This is a genomic window from Kribbella sp. NPDC049584 (assembly GCF_040675555.1).
GTDB lineage: Bacteria > Actinomycetota > Actinomycetes > Propionibacteriales > Kribbellaceae > Kribbella.
This window is the reverse complement of sequence record NZ_JBFAPF010000004.1, coordinates 377,997-403,955: the sequence shown is the minus strand read 5'-3', so window position 1 is coordinate 403,955 and position 25,959 is coordinate 377,997. Positions and strand designations below refer to the sequence as shown.

At 67.9% G+C, this 25,959-nt stretch carries 22 protein-coding genes; 11 read left to right on the top strand and 11 right to left on the bottom strand.

Annotated elements, in window-relative coordinates:
* The first annotated feature begins 358 nt into the window (after positions 1-358).
* From AB0J62_RS18175 to AB0J62_RS18165, 3 genes are read left to right on the top strand one after another with little or no spacing between them, the layout of a single operon-like run.
* Entirely contained in the window at positions 359-1,315 is a 957-nt protein-coding gene (locus AB0J62_RS18175) for a VanW family protein (RefSeq protein WP_363871625.1), read from the top strand.
* A gap of 59 nt (positions 1,316-1,374) precedes the next feature.
* Positions 1,375-2,082 carry a helix-turn-helix domain-containing protein gene (locus AB0J62_RS18170; protein WP_363871622.1) on the top strand — a complete coding sequence of 236 codons (708 nt, stop codon included), beginning with the start codon at positions 1,375-1,377 and terminating at the stop codon, positions 2,080-2,082.
* An 11-nt stretch (positions 2,083-2,093) separates the two neighbouring features.
* A complete protein-coding gene (locus tag AB0J62_RS18165; protein ID WP_363871619.1) occupies positions 2,094-3,146 on the top strand; it encodes an aminoglycoside phosphotransferase in 1,053 nt (350 codons plus the stop codon).
* On the opposite strand, the gene AB0J62_RS18160 is transcribed toward AB0J62_RS18165, so the two are convergent.
* From AB0J62_RS18160 to AB0J62_RS18135, 6 genes are read right to left on the bottom strand one after another with little or no spacing between them, the layout of a single operon-like run.
* Positions 3,127-5,022, bottom strand: a complete 1,896-nt coding sequence (locus tag AB0J62_RS18160) for a hypothetical protein (protein WP_363871616.1) — start codon at positions 5,020-5,022, stop codon at positions 3,127-3,129. The two genes, AB0J62_RS18165 and AB0J62_RS18160, sit on opposite strands and share 20 nt — an antisense overlap.
* On the bottom strand, positions 5,019-6,077 hold the full coding sequence (locus AB0J62_RS18155; RefSeq protein WP_363871613.1) for a glycosidase: 1,059 nt from the start codon (positions 6,075-6,077) through the stop codon (positions 5,019-5,021). Before AB0J62_RS18155 ends, AB0J62_RS18160 begins: the two co-directional genes overlap by 4 nt.
* Positions 6,078-6,110: 33 nt before the next feature.
* On the bottom strand, positions 6,111-6,929 hold the full coding sequence (locus AB0J62_RS18150) for a carbohydrate ABC transporter permease (protein ID WP_134105136.1): 819 nt from the start codon (positions 6,927-6,929) through the stop codon (positions 6,111-6,113).
* Positions 6,929-7,825, bottom strand: a complete 897-nt coding sequence (locus AB0J62_RS18145; RefSeq protein ID WP_363871608.1) for a sugar ABC transporter permease — start codon at positions 7,823-7,825, stop codon at positions 6,929-6,931. The genes AB0J62_RS18150 and AB0J62_RS18145 overlap by 1 nt, the downstream gene beginning before the upstream one ends.
* Positions 7,822-9,105 (bottom strand): extracellular solute-binding protein, encoded by a 1,284-nt coding sequence (locus AB0J62_RS18140; RefSeq protein WP_363871605.1) that lies wholly within the window; start codon positions 9,103-9,105, stop codon positions 7,822-7,824. Before AB0J62_RS18140 ends, AB0J62_RS18145 begins: the two co-directional genes overlap by 4 nt.
* Before the next feature lie 39 nt (positions 9,106-9,144).
* The gene (locus AB0J62_RS18135) at positions 9,145-10,164 is read right to left on the bottom strand and encodes a LacI family DNA-binding transcriptional regulator (protein WP_363871602.1); all 1,020 of its coding nucleotides are present in this window, start codon (positions 10,162-10,164) and stop codon (positions 9,145-9,147) included.
* Positions 10,165-10,485: 321 nt separating this feature from the next.
* Here AB0J62_RS18135 and AB0J62_RS18130 point away from each other — a divergent pair, with 321 nt between their 5' ends.
* Genes AB0J62_RS18130 through AB0J62_RS18105 form a run of 6 tightly spaced genes read left to right on the top strand, consistent with a single transcriptional unit; the run spans position 10,486 to position 16,566 of the window.
* Positions 10,486-11,298 (top strand): endo alpha-1,4 polygalactosaminidase, encoded by an 813-nt coding sequence (locus AB0J62_RS18130; RefSeq protein ID WP_363871599.1) that lies wholly within the window; start codon positions 10,486-10,488, stop codon positions 11,296-11,298.
* A 30-nt stretch (positions 11,299-11,328) separates the two neighbouring features.
* Positions 11,329-12,621: an ABC transporter substrate-binding protein gene (locus AB0J62_RS18125; RefSeq protein WP_363871596.1), complete on the top strand. Its 1,293-nt coding sequence runs from the start codon at positions 11,329-11,331 to the stop codon at positions 12,619-12,621.
* Positions 12,621-13,547 carry a sugar ABC transporter permease gene (locus AB0J62_RS18120; RefSeq protein WP_363871593.1) on the top strand — a complete coding sequence of 309 codons (927 nt, stop codon included), beginning with the start codon at positions 12,621-12,623 and terminating at the stop codon, positions 13,545-13,547. The genes AB0J62_RS18125 and AB0J62_RS18120 overlap by 1 nt, the downstream gene beginning before the upstream one ends.
* Positions 13,544-14,362: a carbohydrate ABC transporter permease gene (locus AB0J62_RS18115; protein WP_134105143.1), complete on the top strand. Its 819-nt coding sequence runs from the start codon at positions 13,544-13,546 to the stop codon at positions 14,360-14,362. The genes AB0J62_RS18120 and AB0J62_RS18115 overlap by 4 nt, the downstream gene beginning before the upstream one ends.
* 3 nt (positions 14,363-14,365) lie before the next feature.
* Positions 14,366-15,280, top strand: a complete 915-nt coding sequence (locus tag AB0J62_RS18110) for a carbohydrate kinase family protein (protein WP_363871589.1) — start codon at positions 14,366-14,368, stop codon at positions 15,278-15,280.
* Positions 15,277-16,566: an alpha-glucosidase/alpha-galactosidase gene (locus AB0J62_RS18105; RefSeq protein ID WP_363871586.1), complete on the top strand. Its 1,290-nt coding sequence runs from the start codon at positions 15,277-15,279 to the stop codon at positions 16,564-16,566. Before AB0J62_RS18110 ends, AB0J62_RS18105 begins: the two co-directional genes overlap by 4 nt.
* Here AB0J62_RS18105 and AB0J62_RS18100 read toward each other — a convergent pair.
* Positions 16,530-17,486, bottom strand: coding sequence for a nitronate monooxygenase (locus AB0J62_RS18100; protein ID WP_363871583.1), 957 nt, complete (start codon positions 17,484-17,486; stop codon positions 16,530-16,532). The genes AB0J62_RS18105 and AB0J62_RS18100 overlap by 37 nt on opposite strands.
* A gap of 80 nt (positions 17,487-17,566) precedes the next feature.
* On the opposite strand from AB0J62_RS18100, the gene AB0J62_RS18095 reads away from it, so the two are divergent.
* Entirely contained in the window at positions 17,567-18,820 is a 1,254-nt protein-coding gene (locus AB0J62_RS18095) for an SGNH/GDSL hydrolase family protein (RefSeq protein WP_363872006.1), read from the top strand.
* A gap of 51 nt (positions 18,821-18,871) precedes the next feature.
* On the opposite strand, the gene secA is transcribed toward AB0J62_RS18095, so the two are convergent.
* Both secA and AB0J62_RS18085 read right to left on the bottom strand, forming a co-directional pair.
* Positions 18,872-21,862: a preprotein translocase subunit SecA gene (secA, locus tag AB0J62_RS18090; RefSeq protein ID WP_363871580.1), complete on the bottom strand. Its 2,991-nt coding sequence runs from the start codon at positions 21,860-21,862 to the stop codon at positions 18,872-18,874.
* A gap of 196 nt (positions 21,863-22,058) precedes the next feature.
* Complete coding sequence (locus tag AB0J62_RS18085) at positions 22,059-23,273, bottom strand: crosslink repair DNA glycosylase YcaQ family protein (RefSeq protein WP_363871577.1); 1,215 nt, start codon at positions 23,271-23,273, stop codon at positions 22,059-22,061.
* 210 nt (positions 23,274-23,483) lie between these two features.
* On the opposite strand from AB0J62_RS18085, the gene AB0J62_RS18080 reads away from it, so the two are divergent.
* The gene (locus AB0J62_RS18080; protein WP_363871574.1) at positions 23,484-24,296 is read left to right on the top strand and encodes a serine protease; all 813 of its coding nucleotides are present in this window, start codon (positions 23,484-23,486) and stop codon (positions 24,294-24,296) included.
* 67 nt (positions 24,297-24,363) lie between these two features.
* On the opposite strand, the gene raiA is transcribed toward AB0J62_RS18080, so the two are convergent.
* Both raiA and AB0J62_RS18070 read right to left on the bottom strand, forming a co-directional pair.
* The gene (raiA, locus tag AB0J62_RS18075) at positions 24,364-24,990 is read right to left on the bottom strand and encodes a ribosome-associated translation inhibitor RaiA (RefSeq protein WP_363871571.1); all 627 of its coding nucleotides are present in this window, start codon (positions 24,988-24,990) and stop codon (positions 24,364-24,366) included.
* Between the two features lie 238 nt (positions 24,991-25,228).
* Positions 25,229-25,957: a phosphoribosyltransferase family protein gene (locus tag AB0J62_RS18070; protein ID WP_363871568.1), complete on the bottom strand. Its 729-nt coding sequence runs from the start codon at positions 25,955-25,957 to the stop codon at positions 25,229-25,231.
* Positions 25,958-25,959: the final 2 nt, after the last annotated feature.

Below are 25,959 nucleotides of genomic sequence, written 5' to 3'. Positions count from 1 at the left end.
CACACCCGACCCCCTGGCCGTCGTCCGCTGGGACCGCACAACCCTCGAGATCAGCTCACACCCGACCCCCTGGCCGTCGTCCGCTGGGACCGCACAACCCTCGAGATCAGCTCACACCCGACCCCCTGGCCGTCGTCCGCTGGGACCGCACCGCCCTCGGGATCGGGTGAGATTCGAACTCCTGGCTGGTGTCCGCTGGGTCCGCACCGCCCTCGGGATCGGGTGAGATTCGAACTGCTGGGTGTTGGCCGGCGTCATAACGAGCGCAATCGGATCGAGCGGTTGTTGTCATCTGAATGGACTCGCGGCGGCGTACGGTAACCGAGGTCGGCCGCCGATCAACTCGTTCGGGGGAATGATGTCCGAGACCACCATCGCCACACCACTGCAGGCGCCGGAGTCGACTGGGGTGACGCCGGGTACGCCGTGGCGGGTCGCGGTGGATGAGCTGAGTGACGCGGAGCGGGCCCGGGTGCTGCCCGCGGTGCACCATCGCCGGTGGAGCGAGCGGGTGCCGCTGCTCTACCCGTTGGCGGTGCGGTATCACCGTGTGCTCAAGCGGCTCGAGTGGATCAGGTCCAGCACGCCGTACGCCGGAACGCGCGCGGCGACCGATCTGCCCATCAGGATCAAGCGGCACAGGTCGCTGCTGCTGCGCCAGCTCGGTGAGACCGAGATGTGGATGCAGCACAACAAGGTGACCAACCTGAAGCTTGCCTGCGCACAGGTCGACGGGCTGCTGATCCGCCCGGGTGAGACGTTCTCCTTCAACAAGCTGGTCGGCAACGCGACCCGCCGCAAGGGTTACGTGAAGGGCATGCGGCTGTCGAACGGACAGGCCCGGCCGGGTATCGGCGGTGGCATCTGCCAGCTCGCGAACCTCCTGCACTGGATGGTGCTGCATTCCCCGCTAACCGTGACGCAGCGGTCGACGCATAGCTTCGACCCGTTCCCGGACAACGGTCGGGTGCTGCCGTGGGGCGTCGGTTGCAGCATCGTCTACAACTACGTGGACCTGCAGTTCCGCAACGACACCGACCAGACGTTCCAGCTGCACGTCGATGTCGGCGACCGCTACCTGCAGGGCGAGATCCTCGCCGACGTCCCGGCCGAGTCGTCGTACCGGGTGTTCGCGAAGAACGAGCGGTTCCTCCGGGTCGGCGCCGACTATTTCCGGCGGAACGAGATCTGGCGGACCGTGATCGACCGCCGCACGGGTACGGCGCTGCGCGACGAGCTGATCCGCGAGAACGTTGCCCTGGTCAAGTACCTCCCGGTCGACGTACCGGTCCTCGACGTCGTCCTCCCGCACTGACCACGGACTGAACAAGAACTCAGCAAGAAACTGTCGGCGGCGCGTAGCAGACTGGCGGTATGACAGTCGCGGTCGAGCCGTATAGGGAGCGTGCTGCGCGCGTCCCGGGGGCCGACCTGTGGACGCGGACGGCTGAGGGTGGCGAGTATCGGATCCTGCCCGACGGCTGCATGGACGTGCTGCTGATCGACGGGGATCTGGTCGTCGCCGGGCCGGACAGTCACGCCTGGACGGGTAGTGCCCCACGCGGGACGCGGTACGCCGGGATCAGGTTCGCGCCGGGAGCCGCGCCGGGCTTCCTCGGCGTGCCGGCTCGCGAGCTGCTCAACGATCGGGTCCCGCTGGCCGACCTGTGGTCACCGACCCGGAGCAGACAACTCCTGGACCGGATCAGATCGTCACCCGACCCGGCCGTGGCGCTCGACGTCGAGGTCGCCAAGCTGGTCGACGAGCCGCCAGACCGGCTGATCAGTTATGTACTGCGAAACGTCCGCGGAGGGCTGCTCCGCGGCAGCGCCGGTGTCTCCAAGCTGGCAGGCACGATCGGGTTGAGCGAGCGGCAACTGCACCGACGCTGCCTGGACGCGTTCGGGTACGGGCCGAAGATGCTCGACCGGGTGCTGTGGATGAACGTTGCCCTCGACCACGCCCGCACCGGTCTGGCCCTCGCCGACGTCGCCACGCTCACCGGGTACGCCGACCAGGCGCACCTCACCCGCGACGTCAAAGCGCTGACCGGTCTACCACCTAAGACGCTGCTGGGCTGAGCCTCGCCCGCATGTCAGCATTGCTTCTCATGATCGGTCACCCGGAAGTCGGTACGGCGACTCTGCGCCACAACCCGCTCAACGCGGTGACGGCGACCGTAGAGCGCATCACCTACGCCGACGGCCGCACCGCCGTACGCAAGCAGCTCCAGAGCCCACAGGACACCACGGGCCCGTGGGCCGCGTCGACCGACCCGCGCCACTGGAACTACTGGCGGCGTGAGCTCGAGGTGTACCAGGACGACGAGCTGCGCGGCCGGCTCGCCGACGCCGGGCTCGTGCTGCCTGAAGCGCAGGTGGAAGAGTGGCCGGACGGCGCCGTACTCCTGATGGAAGACATCGGCGGGACATCGGGCACCCAGTTCAGCCTCGCCGAGCACGCGGCACTCACGCGTGCCTTCGGGCGCTGGCAGGCGCAGCCGGTGTCCGAGCGGCCGTGGATGTCGAGGGGATTTCTGCGCGACTACTCGACGACCCGCGACGTGCCCTGGCACTTGCTGACCGACGACGCAGCCTGGCAGCAGCCGCTCATCCGCGAGACGTGGCCCGGCCAGCTGCGCGAAGCCTGGACCCGGCTGATGGTTCAGCGCGACGCATTGCTCGATCTCGTCGCGAGCCTCCCCCGTGCCACCTGCCATCTGGACTTCTGGGTCTCCAACGTGATCCAACGGCCGAGCGGTGAGCTCGCGCTGTTCGACTGGGCGTTCACCGGTGACGGCGCGCTCGGCGAGGACATCGGCAACTACATCCCCGACGCGGTCTTCGACATGTTCTGGCCGGTCGAGCGCCTGCCCGAGCTCGCCGAGACGTGCATCGCCAACTACCTCGACGGTCTGCACGAGGCCGGCTGGCGCGGCGACCCGGATCAGGTGCGGCTGGCGGTGATGGCGTCCGGGATCAAGTACGCGTGGCTGCTGCCGGGTCTGCTCGGCCGCGCATCCGACCCCGCCCACAACGCCTATCACCGCCAGGTCGACAGTCGGCATCTGTTCCACCAACGCGGTCAGGCGCTGATGTACGTCGCCGACTGGTGTGCCGAGGCGCTCAGCCGAGCACGACGGTAAAGCCGCCGGGTACGACGAGCGCCCGCGAAGCGTTGCCTCGGGCAACCAACTCGCCGGTCGCGTCGTAGGTGTAGGAACGCTTCCCCGGCACACTGATCACACGAGTATGCGTATCCACACTGGCCAGCAACACGGCGCCCCCGATCCGCAGACTGCTGACGGTCGGCAGAAGGAGCAGCGCATCCAGCTGAGCCGTGCCCTGCGCCTTCGCGGTGATGGTGGTGGCACCGGCCGGAAGTGGGTTGGCGAGCGTCAGCGGCAACAGTGCGCCGGGTGCCGCGGAGATGCCTTGCGACCCGCAGACATGCGTCAGAGTGCCAAGTGTCCTAACTCCAGAAGTCCAGGTCGTGCGAGCCGGGGTCGGAGTGTCGACGAGGTTGACGACCGGGAGGACCAAGCGCTGTTGCGATGACGCCGGCACGGTCCAGGTCGCCGTACCGTCGAGGGAGAGGTAGGAGCCGTCGCTCCATTGGGATTCGCCGGTCCAGGCCGAGGGTGGTGTGACGACCTGACCGCCGGTGCCGGATTCGGCCTCGACGATCTGCAGGCCGTCGTACGACGGGGTGCCTGTCAGGCGGGCGACGTCCGGGTGGGCATCGAGGGCGAGCATCGACAGTTGGCCGTGGATGCTCGACTCGGCACCGGAGTTGCGGTTGATCGTGCCGTCACCGGAGATGCCGTCGTACGTGCGCCCGGTGGTCCGGTCGTACATCGGCTGGCCCGCCCGGTTGGCCCCGAAGTACCAGGCGGCGACGAAAGCGGCGGCCTGCTCGAGCCCGACGGACAGGACGCCTTGCAGGCGGGCGTCGACGCCGTACGCGATCTGGGTGCGATCGATCGGGGTCGGGAGCCAGCCGTTGTCGGGACCGCCGGCGGTCATCAGGAGTGGGGTGAAGCCTGCAGTGTCGCCGATGGCCGCGGCGCGAAGCTTGGGTGCGTCGAGAGCTTGAGCCGCGACCGCGAGGGCGGAGGGCATCTGGGCGCCCCACGCGTGCCAGTCGGAGATCGACTCGCCCCACGGCATCAGCGCACGGAACGGCCACTCGCGCGTCGACCCGGCCGCCATGGCTGCAATGCCTTCAGCGAAGCGGGTCAGCGCCCGGCGCGCGGAGGCTGAGCCGCCGGCTTCGACGTACGCCGAGAGCCCGAGCACCGCTTCGCTTGTCGCGTCCGCGCCGTTGACGATCAGCCAGGCGGGGAGACGGCGGCCGTCGACGACGTTGTACTGGCCGTAGCGGACCAGCACCTCACGCTCGAGTGCGGCGATCGCCAGCTCGAGACGGTCGCGGAGGAACCTCGCGAACGCGCGGTCAGCGGTGCGGAAGACGGCGTACCCCTCCCCCAAGGCCCAGACCGTGCGAGCCAGCCAGTACGACGCGCCGGAGTCGGACGGGTCGGGGAGCTCGACGGGGTCGGCGCTCGGGTTGAGCGTGCCGTCGGGCTGCATCCACAGGACGACGTTGCCGTTGGGCGACTGCAGGAAGGTGAGACCGCGAAGCAGGCCGCGGGCGGTCTCCAACGAAGCCTCGGAGTGGAACTGCTTCCAGTGGCGCAGGTAGACCACCGCGGCACGGGCGATGTCGTCGGCGTTGTAGGCGCCTTGGCCGTAGGTGTTCGTCGCGGCGTCGTACGTGCCGCCGCCGATGCGTTTGTACGAGCCGTCCGCCTGGCGGTCGGCGTACGTCCAGAGCACGCCGACCGGGCCGCTGCCGAAGGTGCTGTGACCGGGGGCGGCCGGAGGCGTCACCGACGCGCGGAGGAAGTCGAGGTGCGCGAGGTTCGACAGCCGGCTGGACGCCGAGGCGGGAAGGGTGACGGTTGATGCGGCGGCTACTGCGAGGGCTCCGCCGATGACGGTGCGGCGGGTCGGTTTCATGGCAGGCGGTCCAATCTGGCCACGCCGATGGCGGCGTCGGCCATGCCGTAGAAGACGTACTGGGTGCCGTTGACCTGCTCGATCGCAGTCGGGAAGACGACGTTGCCGACCGTGCCGATCTTCTCCTCGTCGGTCTCGGGGACCAGGAGGGGTTCGGTGGTACGAGCGATGACGCGGGTGACGTCCTCCGCGTCGAGGATGAGCGCGCCGGCGGCGTAGCAGACCTTCTGAGTCGTCGGGTCGAAACCCTCCGGCTGCTCGCCGGTGACGCCATGGTGGATCACGAGCCAGCCTTCGGGGATGCGCAGCGGCGCCGGTCCGGCCCCGATCTTCAGCTCCTCGAAGGGGTACTCCGACATCGCGACCAGTCGGTGATTGCGCAGATGAACGAGGTTCCGCACGTCGGCCTCGACGGCTGACACGGGTACGAACGAGACCCAGATTCCTGGCCGGTCGTCGGTCACACCGGCCGGCAGGTGAACGCCTTCGCCTTCGCGGAACCAGCCGAGGTCCCACATCGGCCGGTGCAGCATCGCGTACGACGGTTCGCCGTCCGGGCCGGGCACGGGCTCGGGGAAGAAGACCGTGTCCTTGTTCGGGAACAGGTTGAGGTCGGTGTCGAGGTCGGGCTGGTACTCGAAGTGGAGCGGACCGAGCCGACGCCACTCCCGCAGATCCTCCGACACCGCGAGCGCAGGTTTCGGGCCGAGCGGGCCGTAGGCGACGTACGTCATCACATGGAGGCCGAGGGACGGGACGAAGGTGACGCGGGGGTCCTCGACGCCGGCGTTGTTCTTGCCTCGCTCCCAGCCTTCGTCCGGTGCGAGGACCACGCCCTCGCGCTCGACACCTACCGGCACTCCGTCTTCCAGCTCGACGCGGGCCAGCCCGACGCGAGAGATGTTGCCGTTAGCAACCAGCCGCGGGAGCAGGTAGAGCGTGCCGTCCGGGGTGTGCCCGGTCGCCGGGTTCAGCACGCCCTCGGCCTCGAGCTCGTTGCCCGGCTCGGCGGTCATCAGTACGCCGACCCGAGTCAGCGTGTAGGGAACGTTCACGAGAAACCCTTCAAGAAATAAGCACTGTGGGAGTTAGCCCTTGACGCCGGACGACAGGTTCGTCGAGATGAACCGGCGCTGGAAGATGATGAACAAGGTGACCGCCGGTGCGGCCAGCACACAGGCTCCGGCCAGCACCGCACCGAACGGGTTGGCCGCCCGCGCCGACACGGTGGTCAGGTAGTTGGACAGCGAAACCGCGAGTGGTTGGAGGTCTTGTTGCTTGGTGATGAGGAACGGCCACAAGAACTCGTTCCACGGTCCGATGAACGTGAGCAGTACGCCGGTCAGCAGCGCCGGCCGCACGAGCGGCACGGCGATGCGCCACAGGATGCTCAGCTCCGAGGCCCCGTCGATGCGGGCGGCGTCGAACAACTCGGCCGGCAACTGCAGGAAGTACTGGCGGAACACGAACACCGCGGTGGAGTTGATCAGGAACGGCAGGATCATCCCGGAGTAGGAGTCCGCGAGCCCGTAGCTGCGCACGATCAGCACATACAACGGGATCGTCAGTAACTGGAAGGGCACGACCTGGATGAGCAGCATCAGGTTGAACACCAGCCCGCGGCCGCGGAACTGCAACCGCGCCAACGCATAGCCCGCGAGCACGCCGAAGACCAGGGTTCCGAGGATCACGCCGCCGGTGAAGATGCCGGAGTTGATCAGAGACCGGCCGAGGTGGATCGACTTGTTGATCTCGGTGTAGTTGTGCAGCGTCAGGTTGCCGGGTTTCGGGAACGCGCCGCTGACCGACGGGTCCGGCTCGGCCTGCAACGAGCCGATCAGCATGTAGTAGAAGGGAAACAGGAACACGAAAGCGCCGAGCAGCAGCGCGACGAACTTGACCTTCATCAGTCCTCCTCCCTCCCCACGAAGCGCCGCTCGATCAGCGCGAGCAGCAGTACGCCGATGACCAACAGCACGCCGATCGCCGACCCGACATCGGGATGGCCCTGCTCGATCCCGCGCTGGTACATGATCAGCACCGGCGAGGCCGATGCACCGTCGGGTCCGCCGCCCCCGGTCAACAGATACGGCTCGGTGAACAGGTTCGCCCCAGTCACGGTCGCCACCAGGACGACCAAGGTGGTCGCCGGCCGGACGCCAGGCACCGTCACGTTGAGAAACGACTTCCACCGCCCGGCGCCATCCATCTCCGCGGCCTCGTACAGGTCCTTGGACACGTTCTGCAGCGCGGCCAGGTAGAGCAGGATGAAGAAGCCGAGCTGCTTCCAGGTGACGTAGATGGCCACGGTCGGCATCGCGAGCTTGGAGTTCACCAGCCACGACGGGTCGGGCGCGAGCGGCCCGAGGATGGAGTTGACCAGACCGTTGGAGTTGAACAAGAACAGCCACACGCCGACGACCGCGACGCTCGCGGTCACGTAGGGGACGTAGTAGGAGACGCGGAAGAACGTGCGCCAGCGGATCGCCGCGTTCAGCGCGTTGGCCAGTCCCAGCGACAGTACGACGGTGAGCGGGACGTTGATCACCAAGAAGATCACGACGTTGACGAACGCCCGCTGAACCGCGGGATCCGACAACACCGTCACGTAGTTCTCGAACCCAACGAACGGACGATCCACAACCGCGCCCGGTGCAGCGAAGAAGTAGTCATGGAACGACATGTAGACGGCGAACCCGAGCGGATAGGCGAACACCGCGGCCAGGAACACGACGTACGGCGTGACGAACGCAGTCCCGACCGGATGCTCACCCATCACGCGGGTGAGCGGTCCGCGCCTCATGACTGTTTGACGAGCTGATCGACCTTCTGCGCGGCCTCGTCGAGGGCCTGGCCGACGTCTTGCTGGCCGAAGATGACCGACTTGGAGTAGGCGTCGCGGAAGGTCTGCCAGATCGTGATCGAGTTCGGCACGTTCGGTACCTCGACCGTGCGCGAGGCCTGGTCGGCGAACACCTTGTAGTCAGGGTTCTTCGCGAAATAGTCCGCGTACGTCGTCGCCACGTCCTTGCGCAACGGCATCTGCCCGGTCGCGGTCAGGAACTTGCCGTCCTGATCCTTGCTGGTCGCGAACTTCAACACGTCCCACGCCGTGCCACGGTTCTTGCACGCCGAATACATCGCGACGTTCTTCGCGTCGGAGAACGTGTGGATCTCGCCAGCCGGCTTGCCGCTCGAGGTCGGGACCGGGACCACACCCCAGTCGACCTTGCCCTTGTAGGTCGCGATCGCCCACGGGCCGACCACGGCCATCGCCGACGTGCCGTCGACGAATGCGTCACCGGTGTACTTCTCCGGCGAGGCCAACTTGTCCTGATACATCGTCCGCCAGAACTGGGCGACCTTCTTGCCGTCGTCGGAGGCGAAGGTGGACTTGCCGTCCTCGACCAGTTGCTTGCCGCCGGTCTCGGCGGCGTACAGCGGGTAGAAGTCGAACCAGGACTGATAGAACTCGTTGCTCGGTGCCGGGTAGATCGCGACCTTGGCCGCCTTGGCGGCGACGACCTTGCGGGAGGTGGCCAGGAAGTCGTCGTAGGTGCTCAGGGCTGGGGTGGTGATGCCGGCCTTGGCGAAGGCCTTTTTGTTGTAGAAGATCATCACCGGGTTCGACTTCCACGGCAGCTGGTAGTACTTACCGTCGGTGGACTTGTACTGCTGGGCCACATCGCCGGAGCGGTCCTCGATATAGGACTTGCCGTCGGGGAAGGAGTCGAGCGGGACGAGGCCGCCCTGTTTCTGGAACTGCGACACCGACGCCGGCGAGGTGTTGAAGATCAGACACGGCGCGTTCCCCGCGGTGATCGCGGCGCCGATGACCTCCTCGGAGCTCTTACCGGTCGGGATCTCCTGCGCGGTGATCTTCTGATCCGCATGCTCGGCGTTCCAGGCCGCGACCATCTGCTTGCCCCAGGCCACTTCCTCGGCGTTGTTCGAGTACCAGATCGTGATCGGGCCACGGGCCTTGGCCGCGGCGTCGGCGTCACCAGAGCCGCCGCCACTGTCGCCACAGGCGACGAGCGAGCCGGCCAGGACAACGGCCAGCAGTCCAGCTTGCAACTTCATGTTTCCTCCAGGGGACTACACGGGGACTACACCGGGGGACTACACCGCGGGGGATGCGGTAGAGCCGCGGACGACGAGCTGCGCGGGTGGGAGCTCGGTGTCGGGTACGTCGGCCGCACCGTCGACGAGCTGGTTGAGCGTCAGGGCCGCCGCCTCGCCGAAGGCGAACGGGTCGGCGCGGACGGTGGTCAGGCCGGGATGGACGTACTCGGCGAGCTCACTGTCGTCGAAGCCGGCGATGCTCAGGTCGTCCGGAACGGTCAGACCGGACGCCTGGGCCGCGCCGAGACCGGCGATCGCCATCCGGTCGTTGGCATAGAAGATCGCGGTCGGCGGCTTCGGCAGCGCGAGCAGCCGGCGCGTGGCCTCGATCCCACCCGCGGCAGTGAAGTCACCGGTCTCGGTCAACGGCTCGAGGCCGGCCGCGGCCAGGGTCTCGACAAAGGCGGTGGTGCGCGCGGTCGCATGCACGAAGGCGGGCGGACCGGCGACCTGGGCGATCCGGGTGTGACCGAGCTCGATCAGGTGCTCGACGACTGCCCGCGTCCCGGGCCGGTCGTCCAGGGTGACCGCTGGGAACGGCGACTCGCCGTCCGGCCGGTTCAGCGTGACCGCGGGCAGACCGAGCTCGACGAGCAGATCGATCCGCGGATCGTCGTGCCGGAGGTCGGACAGGAACACCCCGTCGACCCGCCCGTCCCGCGCGAGCCGCCGGTACCCGTCCTGCTCGGTCTCACCGGCCATGACGACCTGCAGAACCAGCGCCTGACCACGCGTGGACAGAACGCTCTCGACCCCGGCGATGAACGCCGGGAAGAACGGGTCCGACGACAGCACGGCCGGGTCCCGGGTGATGACCAGGCCGAGCGCGAACGCCTTCGAGACCGACAGCGAACGGGCCCGGTTGCTCGGCCGCCAGCCGAGCTCGTCGGCGGCCGCGAGAATCTTGTCGACGGTCGCCTGCGCGAGTCCGGGCCGCCCGTTGAGCGCGAACGACACCGATCCTTTGGACACACCGGCCCGCCGGGCCACATCCGCGATCGTCGGGCGCTTACTCACTGGATCCTCCGTTTAAACCGGTTTAAACAGAACTTAAACCGGTTTAAATCCATCCGTCAAGGGCCGGGCGCGCCCGGAGAAGGGGACACCTGACCGGGCTCCTCGCTCGTCCTCGGCATGCGCAGTGCCGCGCTATCAGCGGGAATTCGCGCACTAGTTTGCAAGTTTGCCCTTGACCACACCGTCGTCCCGTCGCTTAACTTGTTCGGCAGTGACGCACCCAGCCGGTAGCAGGCCGAGGCCTGAAGTCCGGTTTTCCGGCGCCAGGGTTCAGGTGAGGCCCGAGGCGGGGTCGCGTCCCCGGGACCGATGGAGCAAATCGTGTCCAGACTCTCTCGCCGCCTCCTCGCCGGAGTCGCGGCCATGTTGACGCCGGCCCTGGCAGTCACAGGAACCGTCCTCGCCCGCACCTCCGCCGACGCGGCCGTCACCCTGCCGCCGACGCACGCCAAGTTCGACTACCAGATCGGCGGGGCCTATACGCCGCCCGCCGGCGTCCAGGTGGTCACCCGCGACCGGACCGCCGCACCGGCCGCCGGGCTCTACAACATCTGCTACGTCAACGCCTTCCAGGTCCAGCCCGGCGAACAAGGGCAGTGGGACTCCGACCTGCTGCTCCGCGACGCCAAGGGCAGGCTCGTCATCGACCAGGACTGGGGCGAACCGCTGCTCGACGTCCGTACGGCGGACAAACGGAACCGGATCGCCGCCAAGGTCAACGGCTGGATCGACGGCTGCGCGGCCAAGGGGTACAAGGCGATCGAGCCGGACAACTACGACAGCTACACACGCTCGAAGAAGCTGCTCACCGCTGCCAACGCGAAGGCCTACCTGACGCTGCTCGCCACGCACGCGCACGCCAAGAACCTGGCCATCGCGCAGAAGAACACGGTCGAGCTGGCCGGGTTCCGGCAGGCGGTCGGCCTGGACTTCGCGGTCGCCGAGGAGTGCGGCCAGTACGACGAGTGCGGCGACTACGTCGATGCCTTCGGCAACAACGTGATCGTGATCGAGTACACCGACAGCGGCCGGTCCACGGCCTGCTCGCAGTACGGCGGGACGTTGACGATCGTGCAGCGCGACGTGGACGTCTCGACTCCGGGTGAGCCCGGATACGTCCGCAAGACCTGCTGAATTCCCTCCTCCATCGCTCTGGAGATCCTCATGCATGCTCGAACTCTGTCCCGCCGCGACATCCTCCGGGCCGCGGCCGCCGCAACCGTCGCGGGATCTCTGGCCGCGTGCGGCAAGAACGACGACGAAGGCGCCGATGCCAACGGTGTCGTCACGCTCGACCTCTGGCACGGCCAGGTCGACACCGGTAAGGCCGCGATCGATTCCTTGATCACCGCGTTCAACAGCAGTCATCCGAAGATCAAGGTGGTCGGCGGCGGTGGCGGGGTCACCGCGGACAGCATGCTGCAGAAGGTCACCGCCGGTCTGGCGGCGGGGTCCTACCCGGACATCGCGTACATCTTCGGGTCGGACCTCGCCAGCCTGACCAAGAGCCCGAAGGTCGCCGACCTGACCGGCGCCCTGAAGATCGACGACTACTGGCCGGCCGCGAAGGACGCGGTCAGCGTGAAGGGCAAGGTCCGGGCCGCGCCGGCCCTGCTCGACTCGCTCTGTGTGGTCTACAACAAGAAGCTGTTCGCCGCGGCCGGCTTACCGGCGCCGAAGGACGGCTGGACCTGGGACGACTTCGTCGCCACCTCGAAGCAACTGACGAACCCGGCGAAGGGCATCTTCGGCACCGGCTGGCCGGGCGTCGGCGACGAGGACACCGTCTGGCGGATCTGGCCGATGATCTGGGACCTCGGCGGCGACGTCGTCAGCGGCGACGGGAAGAAGGTCGGCTTCGACTCGGTCGGCGCTCAAGCCCTGCAGACGCTGGACCGGTTGCGCACCGACAAGTCGCTGTACGTCGACCCGAAGCCCGGCAGCGAGCAGCTGTACCAGGTGTTCCTCGGCGGGCGGATGGGAATGGTTGCCACCGGCCCCTGGCAGCTCCCGGAGCTGAAGGACAACGGTCTCGACTACGGCGTCGTACCGCTGCCGTCGTACTCCGGGAAGCCGTTGACGATCTCCGGGCCGGACACCTGGACCGTCTTCGACAACGGTAAGGCGAAGGTGAAGGCAGCCACCGAGTTCGTCGCCTGGCTGGCCGAGCCGGCGCAGGACATCCAGTGGGACATGAAGGGTGGCAGCCTGCCGATCACCAAGGCCACCGCCGACCTGCCGCAGTGGAAGAAGCATTCCGCCGAGACGAACGGGCTGGACGTGTTCGTCAAGGCGCTCGACACCGCGAAGGTGCGGCCCACGATCACGACGTACCCGCAGATCTCGCAGCACGTGGGCGAGGCGATTGCCGCCGTACTGCTGGGGAAGCAGAGCCCCGCGGATGCGTTGAAGCAGGCCGTTGATCAGTGCAACCAGGTGCTGGCGGTGCCGAGCTGATGGCCAGCGTGGTCGGCACCTTCACCGTCGACCCGCGGAGCCGGGCGGCCGCGAAACGCCGAGCCCGGACCGAGGGTGCGACCGGGTGGGCGTTCGTCAGTCCATCGGTGGTGATCATTCTCGGGCTCAGCGTCGTACCGGTGTTGTGGTCGTTGCTGTTGTCGTTCCAGGTCAACGATCTGGTGTCGCCCAGCGAATGGGTCGGGTTGGCGAACTACAAGGCGTTGCTCAAGGATCCGACATTCGGGTCGGCTGTCTCGCACACGCTGATCTACACCGTTCTGTATGTGCCGCTCAGTGTGATTGCGGGGTTGGCGATCGCGATCGCGCTGGACCGGAAGATCGCGTTCATCGGGCTCTATCGGACGTTGGTGTTCGTGCCGTTCGTGGTGTCGGCGGCGGCGCAGGGCGTGCTGTTCTCGTTCGTGCTCGACCCGGAGTTCGGCGTCGCGAACTCGCTGCTGCACAAGCTCGGGTTGCCGGCACAGGGGTTCTTCAGCGATCCGGGCCAGGCGCTCTATCTGCTGGTCGCGATCTCGTTGTGGAGCGGGACCGGGTTCTGCGTGATCGTCTATCTGGCCGGCCTGCAAGGAGTTTCGAGCGAGCTGGTCGAGGCTGCGCGGATCGACGGCGCCGGGCGGTGGGGTGTACTGCGGCACGTCACCCTGCCCGCCTTGACGCCGGTGACGATCTTCCTCGTGCTGTTCCAGACGATCAACGCGTTGCAGGTGTTCGATCTGGTGTTCGTCACCACGAAGGGCGGGCCGCTCGGGTCGACGACGGTGATCGTGTACTTCATCTGGGAGAGGGCGTTCAAGACGTTCACGGCCGGCTACAGCGCGGCAGCGGCGTACACCTTGGCGGTTGCGTTGCTGGTGGTCGGTGTGGTCCTGCAGGTCTACCGCCGAAGGGTGGCCTCTCGATGAAGCGTCTGCCCTTCAGTGCTTGGCATTTCGTCCTTGCGCCGCTGGCCTTGCTGTTTGCCTTGCCGTTGGTCTGGTTGCTGGTGAGCTCGGTGATGAGCAACGCCGAGATCAACCGGTTCCCACCGGCGCTGTGGCCGCACGGGATCAATCTCGGCGGATACCGGTACGTGCTCGGGAACGCGTTGTTCCCGCGATGGTTCCTGAATTCGTTCATCGTCTCGGCGGTTGCGGTGACGGCGAACCTGGTGCTCGGCTCGCTCGGCGGGTACGCGTTCGCACGGATCCGGTTCGCCGGGTCGAAGGTCGTGCTCGGGCTGATGCTGGCCACGATGGTGATCCCGTTCCAGCTGACGATGATCCCGACGTTCCTGGTGATGAAGGAGCTCGGGCTGATCGACACGCTCGGCGCGCTGATCGTGCCGTCGCTGGTCACGCCGCTGTCGGTGTTCCTGTTCCGGCAGTTCTTCGTCTCGCTCCCCCGCGAGCTCGAGGAGGCGGCCTGGATCGACGGGTGCGGGCGGCTGCGGATCCTGATCTCGATCGTGCTGCCGTTGGCGCGGCCGGCGCTGAGCACCGTCGCCGTCCTGACGTTCCTCGCGACCTGGAACGACCTGACCTGGCCGCTGATCGCGATCAACAGCGACTCGACATACACGCTGCAGCTCGGCTTGACCACCTTCCAGGGCCAGCATCACACCCAGTGGGCGGCCGTAATGGCCGGCAACGTCATCACCGTGCTGCCTGTGCTGCTCGGCTTCCTCCTGGCCCAGAAGGCGTTCATCCGCTCTCTGGCCTCTACCGGACTCAAAGGCTGATCCATGACTTTCGATCTTCTCGTGATCGGTGACGCGAACCCTGACGTTGTGGTCGGGCCGGTCGCGCAACCGATCCTCTTCGGCCAGAAGGAACGGCTGGTTCCTTCCGGCTCGCTCGTGCTCGGCGGCTCGGCTTCGATCATGGCGTGCGGCGCGGCGCGGCTCGGACTGCGCGTCGCCTTCGCGGGCCGGGTCGGTGACGACGCGGCCGGCGAGTTCGTCCGTACGGCGCTTGCCGAGCGCGGGGTCGACGTGTCCGCGCTGGTGACCGACCCATCACTCCCGACCCCGCTCACCACCATCCTCACGTCGGGCGACGATCGCGCGATCCTCACCTCCACCGGCTGCCTGCCGGCGGTCACGGCGGACGACATACCAAACAGTATGGTCCGCTCGGCGCGGCACGTGCATGCGGGCTCGTTCTATCTGCTGCCCGAGTTGGCAGTCGGGCTGGCGAGGATCTTCAAGGAGGCCAAAGCCGCCAAGGCGACCACCTCGCTCGACCCGAACGACGACCCGGCGGGCAAGTGGGACCGGATGGTTCTTGATCCGATCCTGCGCGTCACCGACTACTTCCTCCCCAACGCCGCCGAAGCCCTCGCCCTGACCGGCCATCACTCGGTAGTGGACGCCGCCGGCATCCTGGCCCGTCGTGGTCCGCTCGTCGTGGTGAAGAACGGCGCGGAAGGCGCTCTTGCCCACAACGGCTCCAAGGTCATCACCGCACCGGCGGTGAAAGTGGAGGCTGTTGACACCGTCGGCGCAGGTGACAGCTTCGACGCCGGCTGGGTGGCCGCCGTACTCAACGGCATGAAACCCGACCGCGCCCTGGCGATCGCTGCCGCCTGCGGTTCGCTCTCCACCCGCGCCGCCGGCGGAACCGCCGCTCAACCGACTTGGGAAGAAGCCACAGCATGACGAGGATCGCTTTCATCGGCGCGGGCAGCGTCGTGTTCACCCAGGGCCTGCTGGCCGACCTGTTCGACCTCGACCTGGGTCCGTTGCACATCGCGCTGCACGACATCGACCCCGAGCGGCTCGACACGGCGGCAGCGGCCGCGTCGTACCTCGCTCAGGGCCGGCCGGTGCAGATCACCGCGCACCTCGAACGCCGGGCAGCCCTGGAGAACGCGGACTTCGTGATCAACATCGTCCAGGTCGGGATGAACGAGGCGACGAAGATCGACTTCGAGATCCCCGCGCGGTACGGGATCCGGCAGACGATCGGGGACACGCTCGGCGTCGGCGGCGTGTTCCGCGCGCTCCGGACCTTCCCGGTACTGCGTGGGCTCGCGGCCGACATCGCCGACGTCTGCCCGGACGCGTGGCTGCTGAACTACACCAACCCGATGGTGATGAACGTCTGGTACCTGAAGGCCCTCGGCGTGCGGAACGTCGTCGGCCTCTGCCACTCGGTGTACTGGACGATGCACGGCCTGTCCGAGCTGGTCGGCGTGCCGTACGAGGACGTCACCTACCTGGCCGCGGGCGTGAACCACCAGTCCTGGGTACTGCGGTTCGAACGCGGCGCCGAGAACCTGTACGACCGGTTGGACGAGGCGATCGCCGCGGACCCGGAGCTCCTGCGGCGGGTGCGCGTGGACATGTACCGGCGGCTCGGGTTCTATCCGACGGAGACGAGCGAACATTCCTCGGAGTACGTCCCGTGGTATCTCGGCCATGCCTCGGAAGTCGATCGCCTGCGGTTGCCGATCGGTGCCTACCTGGAGATCGTCGCGGAGAACCTCGCGTCCTACGAGCAGACCCGCAGCGCCCTGAAGGCCGGCGAGCCGCTGACTGTCGACCCGACGATGGAGTACGCCCCGCAAATCATCCACAGCATCGTGACCGGCACCCCCCGCACCGTCTACGCCAACGTCCCCAACACCGGCCTGATCACCAACCTGCAGTCCAACGCCGTCGTCGAGGTCCCCAGCCTGGTTGACGCTACGGGCGTCCGACCCACCGCAGTCGGCGACCTCCCGCCCCAGTGCGCCGCCCTCAACCGCTCGTACCTCAACGTCGCCGAGCTGACCGTCCAGGCCGCCATCGACCAGGATCCCCGCGCGATCCGCCAGGCCGTCATGGTCGACCCGGCGACGGCCGGCACGCTACCGGCCGAACAGATCTGGGCCCTGTGCAACGATCTGGTCGTTGCTCACAACAACTACTTGGACCCGTCGTTGAGGGCGGCCCTCAAGTAGTCGCGGTACGTCGCGAACTCCTCGATCACCTCGGCGGCCGTCGGCTGACCCGTCAATGCCCCGACACCCTGGCCCGCGTAGATGGATGCGCGGGCCGGGTCGGCGGTCTTCGACCCGTCCACGTACTCGGCATGACCGGCGTCGTCCGACTTCAGCTCGTCCTCGCGGCCTTCCCAGTTGTCGAAGTACGCGTTCCGCAGTGCCCGGCCGCCGAACTCGTCCGGCCACCCGGCCCGTGATGCCGCGTCGAAGACCGTGCCGTAGACAGTGGCCGTCTCGTCGGCCGCGATGATCGCCTGACGCGCCGATTCCTTGGTCTGGGCCTCGACGCAGGTGATGAACGCGGTCCCGATCCAGCCGCCGGCAGCACCGGCCGCCATCACAGCCGCCAGACCGCGTGCTCCGGAGATCCCGCCGCCCGCGAGCACCGGCAGGTCGGTCAGGTCGAGGATTGCCTGCAGCAACGGCAGCGTCGCCACCGCGTTCCGCCCGTGCCCGCCGGCCTCGGCACCGCGGGCCACGATCACATCAACGCCCGCGTCGATCGCCGCGCGCGCATCCGCGACCGTGCCGGCCTGGGTCGCGACGACGATCCCGGCAGCCTGCAGCGTCCCGACGTACGGCGTGTAGTCGCCGAAGCTGAGCGAGACCAGCGCGGGCTTCAATTCCAGCACTGCCTCGAGATGCTCCGGGCGGTCCTGCACCGACCACGCCATCAGCCCGACCCCGTACGGCTTCCCGCTCTCCGCTGCGATGGCGCCCTCGGTCCGGATCCAGTCAGCCGTCACGGCAGAGCCGGCGCCGAGCATCCCCAGCCCACCCGCCGCCGAGATCGCCGCGGTCAGCCGGCCGCCACTCACATTCGCCATCGGCGCACCGATCACCGGCACGGACAGTCCGAACGTCTCCGTCAGCCACATGTGCTCATCATCACCCATCACAACCTCGGCATCCCCCTGCGCATCGAGAGAGTGACGAAAGGAACGCTGACGTGCGGTTGATGCGGAGTTGGTGCGCGCTCGCTGGAGTGCTGGCTGTGCTCGCGATCGTGGTAGCCCACACCTCGCTGGTGCCGGCCACGGCGCGACAGACCCCGCCTACGGCACCACCAACGTGGAGTACTGCGTGGATGACCGCGCTACAGCAACCCAACGCGAACCAGAACTGGTCCAAGCAGGGTTTCGCCAACCAGTCGGTGCGCCAGGTGATCCGGCTGAGCTCGGGCGGGTCCGACGTACGGATCAGGATCAGTAATCAGTACGGCGTACAGCCGCTCACCCTCGCAGGTGCGACCGTGGCCAAGGCAGCAAAGGGCGCGGCGGTCGTGTCTGGCTCGGTGCGCCCGGTGCAGTTCGGAGGCACAGAGTCGGTCAGCATCCCGGCCGGCGGCAAAGTCGTCGGCGACGCGGTGACGCTGCCCGGCCTGACCAGCGGAACTCAGCTGGCAATCACTCTGTACTTCGCCCAGGCGACCGGCCCGGCCACCTTTCACGAGTTCGGTAGGACGGGAGCGTCGTACCGGGCAGCGGGCGACAAGCTCACGGAGACCAGTGGTACGGCGTACCGGGAGACAAGCGGCGGCTGGTATTTCCTGGCCGGCGTCGACGTCACCCCAACGGGCAGCGGTTCGGTGGTCGCGTTCGGGGACTCGATCACGAACGGCTACACCAGCGCACCAGGGACGAGGTACCCGGACCTGCTGGCCGCGCGCCTTGCCGCCGCGGGCCGTCCGATGCCGGTCCTCAACGCCGGACTCGGCGGCAACCGGCTGCTGACCGATTCCGCCTGCTACGGCGAGAAGGGTCTGGCCCGGTTCCACCGCGACGTACTCGACCAGCCCGGTACGACGACCGCGATCGTCCTGATCGGCATCAACGACCTCGGGTACCCCGAAATCGCGCCGACGTCCTGTACGAGGCCGAACCCGGCGATCACTCCCGCGCAGCTGATCGCCGGCTACCGCACGCTGATCGACGATGCGCACTCCCGCGGCATCCGCGTCGTCGGAGTGACCCTGACTCCCTTCCGCGGCGCCTCGGTCTACACCGCCCACAGCGCGCAACTCCGGACGGCGGTCAACGCCTGGATCACCACGAGCGGCGAGTTCGACGCCGTCGCCGACTTCGTGAGCGCTCTCGCCGACCCGGCCGATCCGACCCGGCTGGCGCCGGAGTACGACAGCGGCGACCACCTGCACCCCAACGCGGTCGGCTACCGGGCGATGGCGGACGCCGTCGACCTCAAGTCTCTCTGAGCACAGCGAAAGGGCCGGTCCGCCTGGACCGGCCCTTTCGCTACGTGCTGCTCAGAACTTGTAGACGTCCGACTGCGGGTCGCCGTGGCAGCGCTTGTACTTCTTGCCGGAGCCGCACGGGCAGGCCGCGTTGCGCGGAGTCCCGGCGTACTCGAGCTTGCCGTCCTCGACCGCGTCCTCGTGCCGCGCGACCTCGTCGTCACCGTCGATGGTCGGCGCGGAGTACGACAGCCGCTGCGGGCGGCTCTCGGTGCTCAGGCCCTTGGCGCGCAGGCGCGGCGTGTCCCGCGGCCGCGGCGTGTCCTGAGGCCGCTCCTCGTCGCCGCCCTCGGTCCGGCCGGGGAACTCCGCCACCGGCGCACCCGGGGTGAGGATGTCCTCGATCCGGCGGCCGGCCAGGTTGTCCTCGTCGGCCAGCGCCGCCTCGGAGGCCAGCTCCATCTCGGCCCGCATCGCCTCGATGTCGACCTCGACGTTGAAGATGAAGCCGACCGACTCCTCCTTGATCGATTCCATCATCGACGCGAACATGTCGTAGCCCTCGCGCTGGTACTCGACCAGCGGGTCGCGCTGCGCCATCGCGCGCAGACCGATGCCCTCGCGCAGGTAGTCCATCTCGTACAGGTGCTCGCGCCACTTGCGGTCCAGCACGCTCAGCACGACGCGCCGCTCCAGCTCGCGCATCGCCTCCTCGCCGAGCAGCTCCTCGCGCCGTTCGTACGCCGCGGTCGCGTCCTCGATGAACCGCTCGATCAGGAAGTCCTGGGTCAGACCGGCCTTCTCGCCGCCGGCCTCCTCGATCAGGTCCTCCTCGGTCAGCTCGGTCTGGTACAGCGTCCGCATCGCGGTGAACAGCGCGTCCAGGTCCCAGTCCTCGGCGAACCCGTCCGCGGTCGCGCCCTGCACGTACCCGGTGACGGTCTCCTCGAGCATGTCCTGCACCTGGTCGCGCATGTCGGCGCCCTCGAGCACGCGGCGACGCTCGTCGTACACGACGTGGCGCTGCCGGTTCATCACGTCGTCGTACTTGAGGATGTTCTTCCGCGTCTCGAAGTTCTGCGCCTCGACCTGGGCCTGCGCGGAGGCGATCGCCTTGGTGACGACCTTATTCTCCAGCGGCTGGGTGTCGTCGTTGTTGCGCGACATCGCCCAGTCGACCATCTCGCGCTTGAACAGCCGCATCAGGTCGTCCTCCAGCGACAGGTAGAACCGGGACTTGCCCGGGTCACCCTGCCGGCCGGCGCGACCGCGCAGCTGGTTGTCGATCCGGCGGGACTCGTGCCGCTCGGTGCCGAGGACGTAGAGGCCGCCGAGCTCGCGGACCTCTTCCTGCTCCTCCTTCACCTGCTTCTCGAACTGCTCGAGGAGGTTCGGGTACTCCGCCTCGTACTCCTCGGCGTCCTCCGCCGGGTCCAGGCCGCGGGCCCGCAGCTCCTTGTCGGCGAGGAACTCCGGGTTGCCGCCGAGGATGATGTCGGTACCACGACCGGCCATGTTGGTGGCCACCGTGACCGCGCCCTTGCGGCCGGCCTCGGCGACGATCGCGGCCTCACGGGCGTGTTGCTTCGCGTTCAGCACCTCGTGCGGGATGTTCTCCTTCAGCAGCTGCCGGGACAGCCGCTCGGACTTCTCGACCGACGTGGTGCCGACCAGGATCGGCTGACCGGTCGCGTGCACCTCGACGATGTCCTTGACCACCGCGTCGAACTTGGCGTCCTCGGTGCGGTAGATCAGGTCCCGCTCCTCGACCCGGATCATCGGCTTGTTGGTCGGGATCGGGACCACGCCGAGCTTGTAGACCTTGGAGAACTCGTTCGCCTCGGTCATCGCCGTACCGGTCATGCCGGCCAGCTTGGTGTAGAGGCGGAAGTAGTTCTGCAGCGTGATCGTCGCGAGGGTCTGGTACTCCTCCTTGATCTCGACGCCTTCCTTGGCCTCGATCGCCTGGTGGAGACCCTCGTTGTAGCGCCGGCCGTGCAGCGTGCGGCCGGTGTGCTCGTCGACGATCAGGACCTCTTCCTGCCCCGGGCTGCCGACGACCACGTAGTCCTTGTCCCGGTGGAACAGGTCCTTGGCCTTCAGCGCGTTGTTCAGGTAGCTGATCAGCGGGGTGTTGGCCGACTCGTACAGGTTGTCGATGCCGAGCCGGTCCTCGACCTTCTCGATCCCGCGCTCGAGGATCGCCACCGTGCGCTTCTTCTCGTCGACGTCGTAGTCGGCGACCCGGCGCTTGGTCTCGTCGATCTCGAGGTCGGTGACGCGGGGGTTCTTCCGCTTCAGCTCCGCCTCGTCGGCCAGCGTCCAGGCTTTCAGCACGTTCGCGATCCGGGCCATCTCGACGTACCAGCGCTGGGAGTCCTCGGCCGGGCCGGAGATGATCAGCGGGGTCCGGGCCTCGTCGACCAGGATCGAGTCCACCTCGTCCACGATCGCGTAGTTGTGCTCGCGCTGGACGCAGTCCTCGATGCTCTGCGCCATGTTGTCGCGCAGGTAGTCGAAGCCGAACTCGTTGTTGGTGCCGTAGGTGATGTCCTTGCCGTAGGCGATCCGGCGCTCGGCCGGGGACATCTCCGGCAGGATCACGCCGTAGTCGAGGCCGAGGAAGTGGTACACCCGGCCCATCCACTCCGCCTGGTACTTGGCCAGGTAGTCGTTCACCGTGACCACGTGCACGCCCTTGCCGGACAGCGCGTTCAGGTACGTCGGGAGGGTGCCGACCAGGGTCTTGCCCTCACCGGTCTTCATCTCGGCGATGTTGCCCAGGTGCAGGGCCGCGCCACCCATGATCTGCACGTCGTACGGGCGCTGGTGCAGGGTCCGCTTCGCGGCCTCCCGGACCACCGCGAAGGCCTCCGGAAGCAGCGCGTCGAGGGACTCCCCGTTCTCGTGACGTTGCTTGAAGTCGGCGGTCTGGCCGCGCAGCTCCTCGTCGGACATGGCGACGAAGTCGTCCTCGATGGAGTTGACCATCTTCGCGATGCCCTGGAGCTGGCGGAGGATCTTGCCCTCGCCGATCCGCAGGACCTTGTCGACAACCTTCATGGTGGGGAGTTCTCTCCTTGCTGCTGCTGCCTGGAAGCGGGCGACGCCGCACGGCACGGCCGACCCCTCTGGGTTGGCGTGCGTCCCCCATCGTACGGGGCCGGGTGTGCCAAGCCACGCCCGCAGCGTGCCCCCGCGACTGTCACCGGGTTATCCGACCCACGCTCAAGCGGGCGGGAAAGTTCCCAGCAGGCTCTCAGAATCCTCGCAGGGCGTCACTGAGCGCTGGCGACAGGTCACCGCCACCGGCCACCCTGACCTGCTCCAGCCCGAGCCAGCCGGCCAGCTGGACCAGCTCGGCGGCCAGCTCCTCGGCGGTCTCCACCGGCGCCTTCGGCTCGGCATGCGCCGACTGGACCAGCAGGACGCCGCCGGTGCGGTCGGCCTTGAGGTCCACCCGGGCGACCAGCCGATCACCCAGCAGGAAGGGCAGCACGTAGTACCCGTAGATGCGCTTCTCCGCCGGGACGTAGATCTCGATCCGGTACCGGAAGTCGAACAGCATCTCGGTCCGCGTGCGCTCGAACACCAGCGAGTCGAACGGGCTGACCAGGGCTCGCGTGTTCACCCGGCGTGGCAGCCGTGCGTCCTTGTGCAGGTACGCCGGGCGCTTCCAGCCGTCGATCCGGACCGGGACGAGCTCACCCTCCTCGACCAGCTCGGCGATCGCCTGCAGCGTCGGCTCCGGCGCGGTCCGGAAGTAGTCCCGCAGACACTGCGCGGTCGCGACCCCATGAGCCCGCGCCGCGATCGAGATCAGGCCGCGGTGTGCTTCGTCGAGCGTCGGGGTCGGCGTCTCCACGACATCGCGGGGCAGCACCCGCTCCGGTAGGTCGTACAGCCGCTCGAACTGCTGGTTGCGGCGGGCCACCGTGATGTCACCGGCGAAGAACAGGAACTCGAGCGCCCGCTTCACGTCGGACCAGTTCCAGCCCCAGTTGTCCTTGGTGCGCTCGACGTCGTCGTCGATCTCACGAGCGGTCAACGGACCGTGGTCGCGGACGTCGGCCAGCACCTGTTTCACCAGATCCGGCCGCTCCTTCGCGATCGACCGCGGGCCACCCCACGCCTCGGTCGTCGCCCGCGCCATCCGCCAGCGCATCAGCGGGTGGGTGTCGACCGGGATCAGCGACGCCTCGTGCGCCCAGTACTCCACCAGTCGCCGGGGCGACTTGCCGGCGGCCCGGTCGAGCAGGTCGCGCGGATACGGCCCCAGGCGGGAGTAGAGCGGCAGGTACTGCGTCCGGCTCAGCACGTTGACCGAGTCGATCTGGATCAGCCCGATGCGGCTCAGCACCCGGCTCAGCGCTCGCATGTCCGGAGTGCCCTTGGGCCTGGGGTCCGTGAACCCCTGAGCCGCGAGCGCCACCCGGCGCGCCTGAGCCGTCGAGAGCTGGAGCTGCGTCGTCATGAGCCGATTCTGCCGGGTAGCGCCGACAGTCCCGACTTTGAGCACGCACCAACCACTTCGGCGGCCCGAAAACGGTTGGTCGGCGCTCAAAGTCGGCTGGGGCCATAACTCCGGAGTTACCGAAAGTGGGAGGTGCGCTACGGATGGTGTTCGGGAGAGCCTGCGAGGAGGCCACCCGCCCGCGTGGCCCCTATTTCCCTGGAGTGAGGCATGACAGGAAACATGCATGTGGTCCGCGCTGCCCTGGCGGCCGGCGTACTGACCGCGGCGTCCCTTGGTGCGGTAGCCGTCGCCGGCTCCGCGTCGGCCGCGCAGTCGCCCGACGTACCCAAGACCCGGATCGTCGGCGGCACCGTGGCGCACACCGCGGACACGCCCTGGGCCGTCGCCCTGAACAACAGCGGCTCACCGTCCCCGAGCGGTCAGTGGTGCGGCTCGACGCTGGTCAAGGCCGACAAGATCGTCACCGCCGCGCACTGCGCGCAGGAGGCGGTCAGCACCTACACAGCGATCCAGGGCCGCGACGTGCTGACCCAGTCCGACGGCAAGACGTCGAAGATCGCCAGCATCTGGGTGGATCCGGAGTACGGCAAGTCGCCGGCTCACGACGTCGCCGTGATGACGCTGGCGACACCGTTCGACGGCGTCGACACGCTGCCGCTCAACACCGACAAGGCGGCCGATACGGCCGGTGCGGCCTCAGTCGTCTACGGCTGGGGCTCCACGGAGGGCACCGGACCCGAGGACACCTTCCAGACAGTCGACGTGCCAGTGCTGGGTGACGCGTACTGCGGGAAGGCGTACGCCAGCGAGGGCTACACCGCCGACGGCGAGATCTGCGCAGGCTACGAGGAGGGTGGCAAGGACTCCTGCCAGGGCGACTCCGGCGGCCCCCTGGTTCTGAACGGCCGCCTGTTCGGCGTCGTCTCCTGGGGCGTGGGCTGCGCGGACGCCGGCAACCCGGGCGTGTACGCCGAGGTCGCGACGTACGCGGCCGAGCTGCAGGCACAGATCGACAGCTGACAGCCGGTAGGACACAGCGAAGGGGCCGGGCGATTGCCCGGCCCCTTCGTCGTGCTCCTCCCGAGGTCTAGACGGCCAGGCGGATCACGCCGTAGTCGTAGCCGCGGCGACGGTAGACGACGCTGGGCTGGTTCTCGTCGGCGTCGACGAACAGGTAGAAGTCGTGCCCGACCAGTTCGAGCTCGTAGAGCGCCTGGTCCAGGGTCATCGGCTTGGCGGTGTGGGTCTTCTCCCGCATCACCAGCGGTCCATCGCCGGTGACCAGGACAGATCCGTACTTGTGTGTCGCCACTTCGTCCTCGGCGACTGGTTCCTCCACTACCGGTGCAGCGCCGTTGAGCGGCTGCTTCGCGTTCACGTGCCGCAGGCCCTCCGGGCCGCGCTCACCGCGGTGCACCCGGCGGCGGTCGGCCGCCTTGCGGACCTGGGACCGGAGCCGGTCCAGACAGACGTCGAATGCCGCCTGCTTGGTCTCGCCGCAGGCTTCTGCGCGGACCACGGGTCCCTTGGTGTACATGGTGAGCTCGACACGCATCGCCCGATCGTGCTGTCGCGGGTTCTTTTCCTGGCTGACTTCCACCTCGCAACGCAGTACCCGGTGATCGACCTTCTCGATCCGTTCGAGTTTTTCCTCGACGTACTGCCGGAAGCGGTCACTGACCTCGCAGTGATGACCCTTGACAACGACGTCCACGGAAACCTCCATCGATCGGCGACTCTCTGTTACGTCAGCGGGCCCCCATCTTTCGTGTCCTCGCTCTGTCGGTGGCGATTGGGGCGCCCGAAACGAGAACACCCGCGGTCGAGCCGGTCGGACTCCGCGGCCAGGAATCCGGCTGATCCGGTCCTGCGCCACTCCACTGCCCGACAAGCCCCTGCGGGTGTCATAGGCCAACGCTAGTCGGCTTCGGCGAAAACCGGTAGGGAAGTTCTCATGAACCAGACGGCGGCAGCCGTTGGGTCGCGGCCAGAACGGCACAGCCGAGGACCGGGATTCCCCGGGATTCCAAGGCTCGGCAGGCTTCACTGAGCGTGGAACCGGTGGTGATCACGTCGTCGACCAGCAGGACCGGTTGATCGATCAGCGTTTCAGCCCAGCGCGAACGCAGCCCGAAAGCCCCGTCCAGGTTGGCGGTACGGCGTTCCGCGGACAGCCCGGCCTGATCCTCGGGCCGTCGTACGACGCGCAGCGCGTCGGCCGGCCGGGCGTCGATTCCCTGTCTCCGCAGGGATCTGACGGCGGCCTTCGTAATCCGCCGGAGCGGATCGTGCCCGCGCTGCCGGACCGTTGCCGGTGACGACGGCACCGGGCACAACCAGGTCGCCTCTCCGTCCCCCAAGGCGGCCCGGACGACGCTAGCCAACAGCGCGCCGAGCGGCTTCGCGAGGGCGTACCGGGCGTGCTCCTTGTGGGCCAGGATCAGCGCCCGCAGCTCCCCGGCGTACGGCGCGGCGGCGGTCGGCGTACGGAGTCCGGGCGGGGGCGGGTCGGGCCATGCACGGAACGGAGTCAGGGTCGTCAGTAGCCCCCGGCAACCATCACAGAGAGTTACACCGGGCCGCTCGCAGCCCGCGCACCGGCCGCCCAGGACGAGATCCACGAACGCGTCCCGGACCGGCACCGCACCACCATCGGCGAACCGGCCGCCGACCGCAACCACGC

What these genes read in the sequence shown, in the direction of transcription:
- AB0J62_RS18175 (WP_363871625.1), top strand. Translation starts at nt 359, where the DNA reads ATGTCCGAGACCACCATCGCCACACCACTGCAGGCGCCGGAGTCGACT.
- AB0J62_RS18170 (WP_363871622.1), top strand. Translation starts at nt 1,375, where the DNA reads ATGACAGTCGCGGTCGAGCCGTATAGGGAGCGTGCTGCGCGCGTCCCG.
- AB0J62_RS18165 (WP_363871619.1), top strand. Translation starts at nt 2,094, where the DNA reads ATGTCAGCATTGCTTCTCATGATCGGTCACCCGGAAGTCGGTACGGCG.
- AB0J62_RS18160 (WP_363871616.1), bottom strand. Translation starts at nt 5,022, where the DNA reads ATGAAACCGACCCGCCGCACCGTCATCGGCGGAGCCCTCGCAGTAGCC.
- AB0J62_RS18150 (WP_134105136.1), bottom strand. Translation starts at nt 6,929, where the DNA reads ATGAAGGTCAAGTTCGTCGCGCTGCTGCTCGGCGCTTTCGTGTTCCTG.
- AB0J62_RS18145 (WP_363871608.1), bottom strand. Translation starts at nt 7,825, where the DNA reads ATGAGGCGCGGACCGCTCACCCGCGTGATGGGTGAGCATCCGGTCGGG.
- AB0J62_RS18140 (WP_363871605.1), bottom strand. Translation starts at nt 9,105, where the DNA reads ATGAAGTTGCAAGCTGGACTGCTGGCCGTTGTCCTGGCCGGCTCGCTC.
- AB0J62_RS18125 (WP_363871596.1), top strand. Translation starts at nt 11,329, where the DNA reads ATGCATGCTCGAACTCTGTCCCGCCGCGACATCCTCCGGGCCGCGGCC.
- AB0J62_RS18120 (WP_363871593.1), top strand. Translation starts at nt 12,621, where the DNA reads ATGGCCAGCGTGGTCGGCACCTTCACCGTCGACCCGCGGAGCCGGGCG.
- AB0J62_RS18115 (WP_134105143.1), top strand. Translation starts at nt 13,544, where the DNA reads ATGAAGCGTCTGCCCTTCAGTGCTTGGCATTTCGTCCTTGCGCCGCTG.
- AB0J62_RS18110 (WP_363871589.1), top strand. Translation starts at nt 14,366, where the DNA reads ATGACTTTCGATCTTCTCGTGATCGGTGACGCGAACCCTGACGTTGTG.
- AB0J62_RS18105 (WP_363871586.1), top strand. Translation starts at nt 15,277, where the DNA reads ATGACGAGGATCGCTTTCATCGGCGCGGGCAGCGTCGTGTTCACCCAG.
- AB0J62_RS18100 (WP_363871583.1), bottom strand. Translation starts at nt 17,486, where the DNA reads ATGTGGCTGACGGAGACGTTCGGACTGTCCGTGCCGGTGATCGGTGCG.
- AB0J62_RS18095 (WP_363872006.1), top strand. Translation starts at nt 17,567, where the DNA reads ATGCGGAGTTGGTGCGCGCTCGCTGGAGTGCTGGCTGTGCTCGCGATC.
- secA (WP_363871580.1), bottom strand. Translation starts at nt 21,862, where the DNA reads ATGAAGGTTGTCGACAAGGTCCTGCGGATCGGCGAGGGCAAGATCCTC.
- AB0J62_RS18085 (WP_363871577.1), bottom strand. Translation starts at nt 23,273, where the DNA reads ATGACGACGCAGCTCCAGCTCTCGACGGCTCAGGCGCGCCGGGTGGCG.
- AB0J62_RS18080 (WP_363871574.1), top strand. Translation starts at nt 23,484, where the DNA reads ATGACAGGAAACATGCATGTGGTCCGCGCTGCCCTGGCGGCCGGCGTA.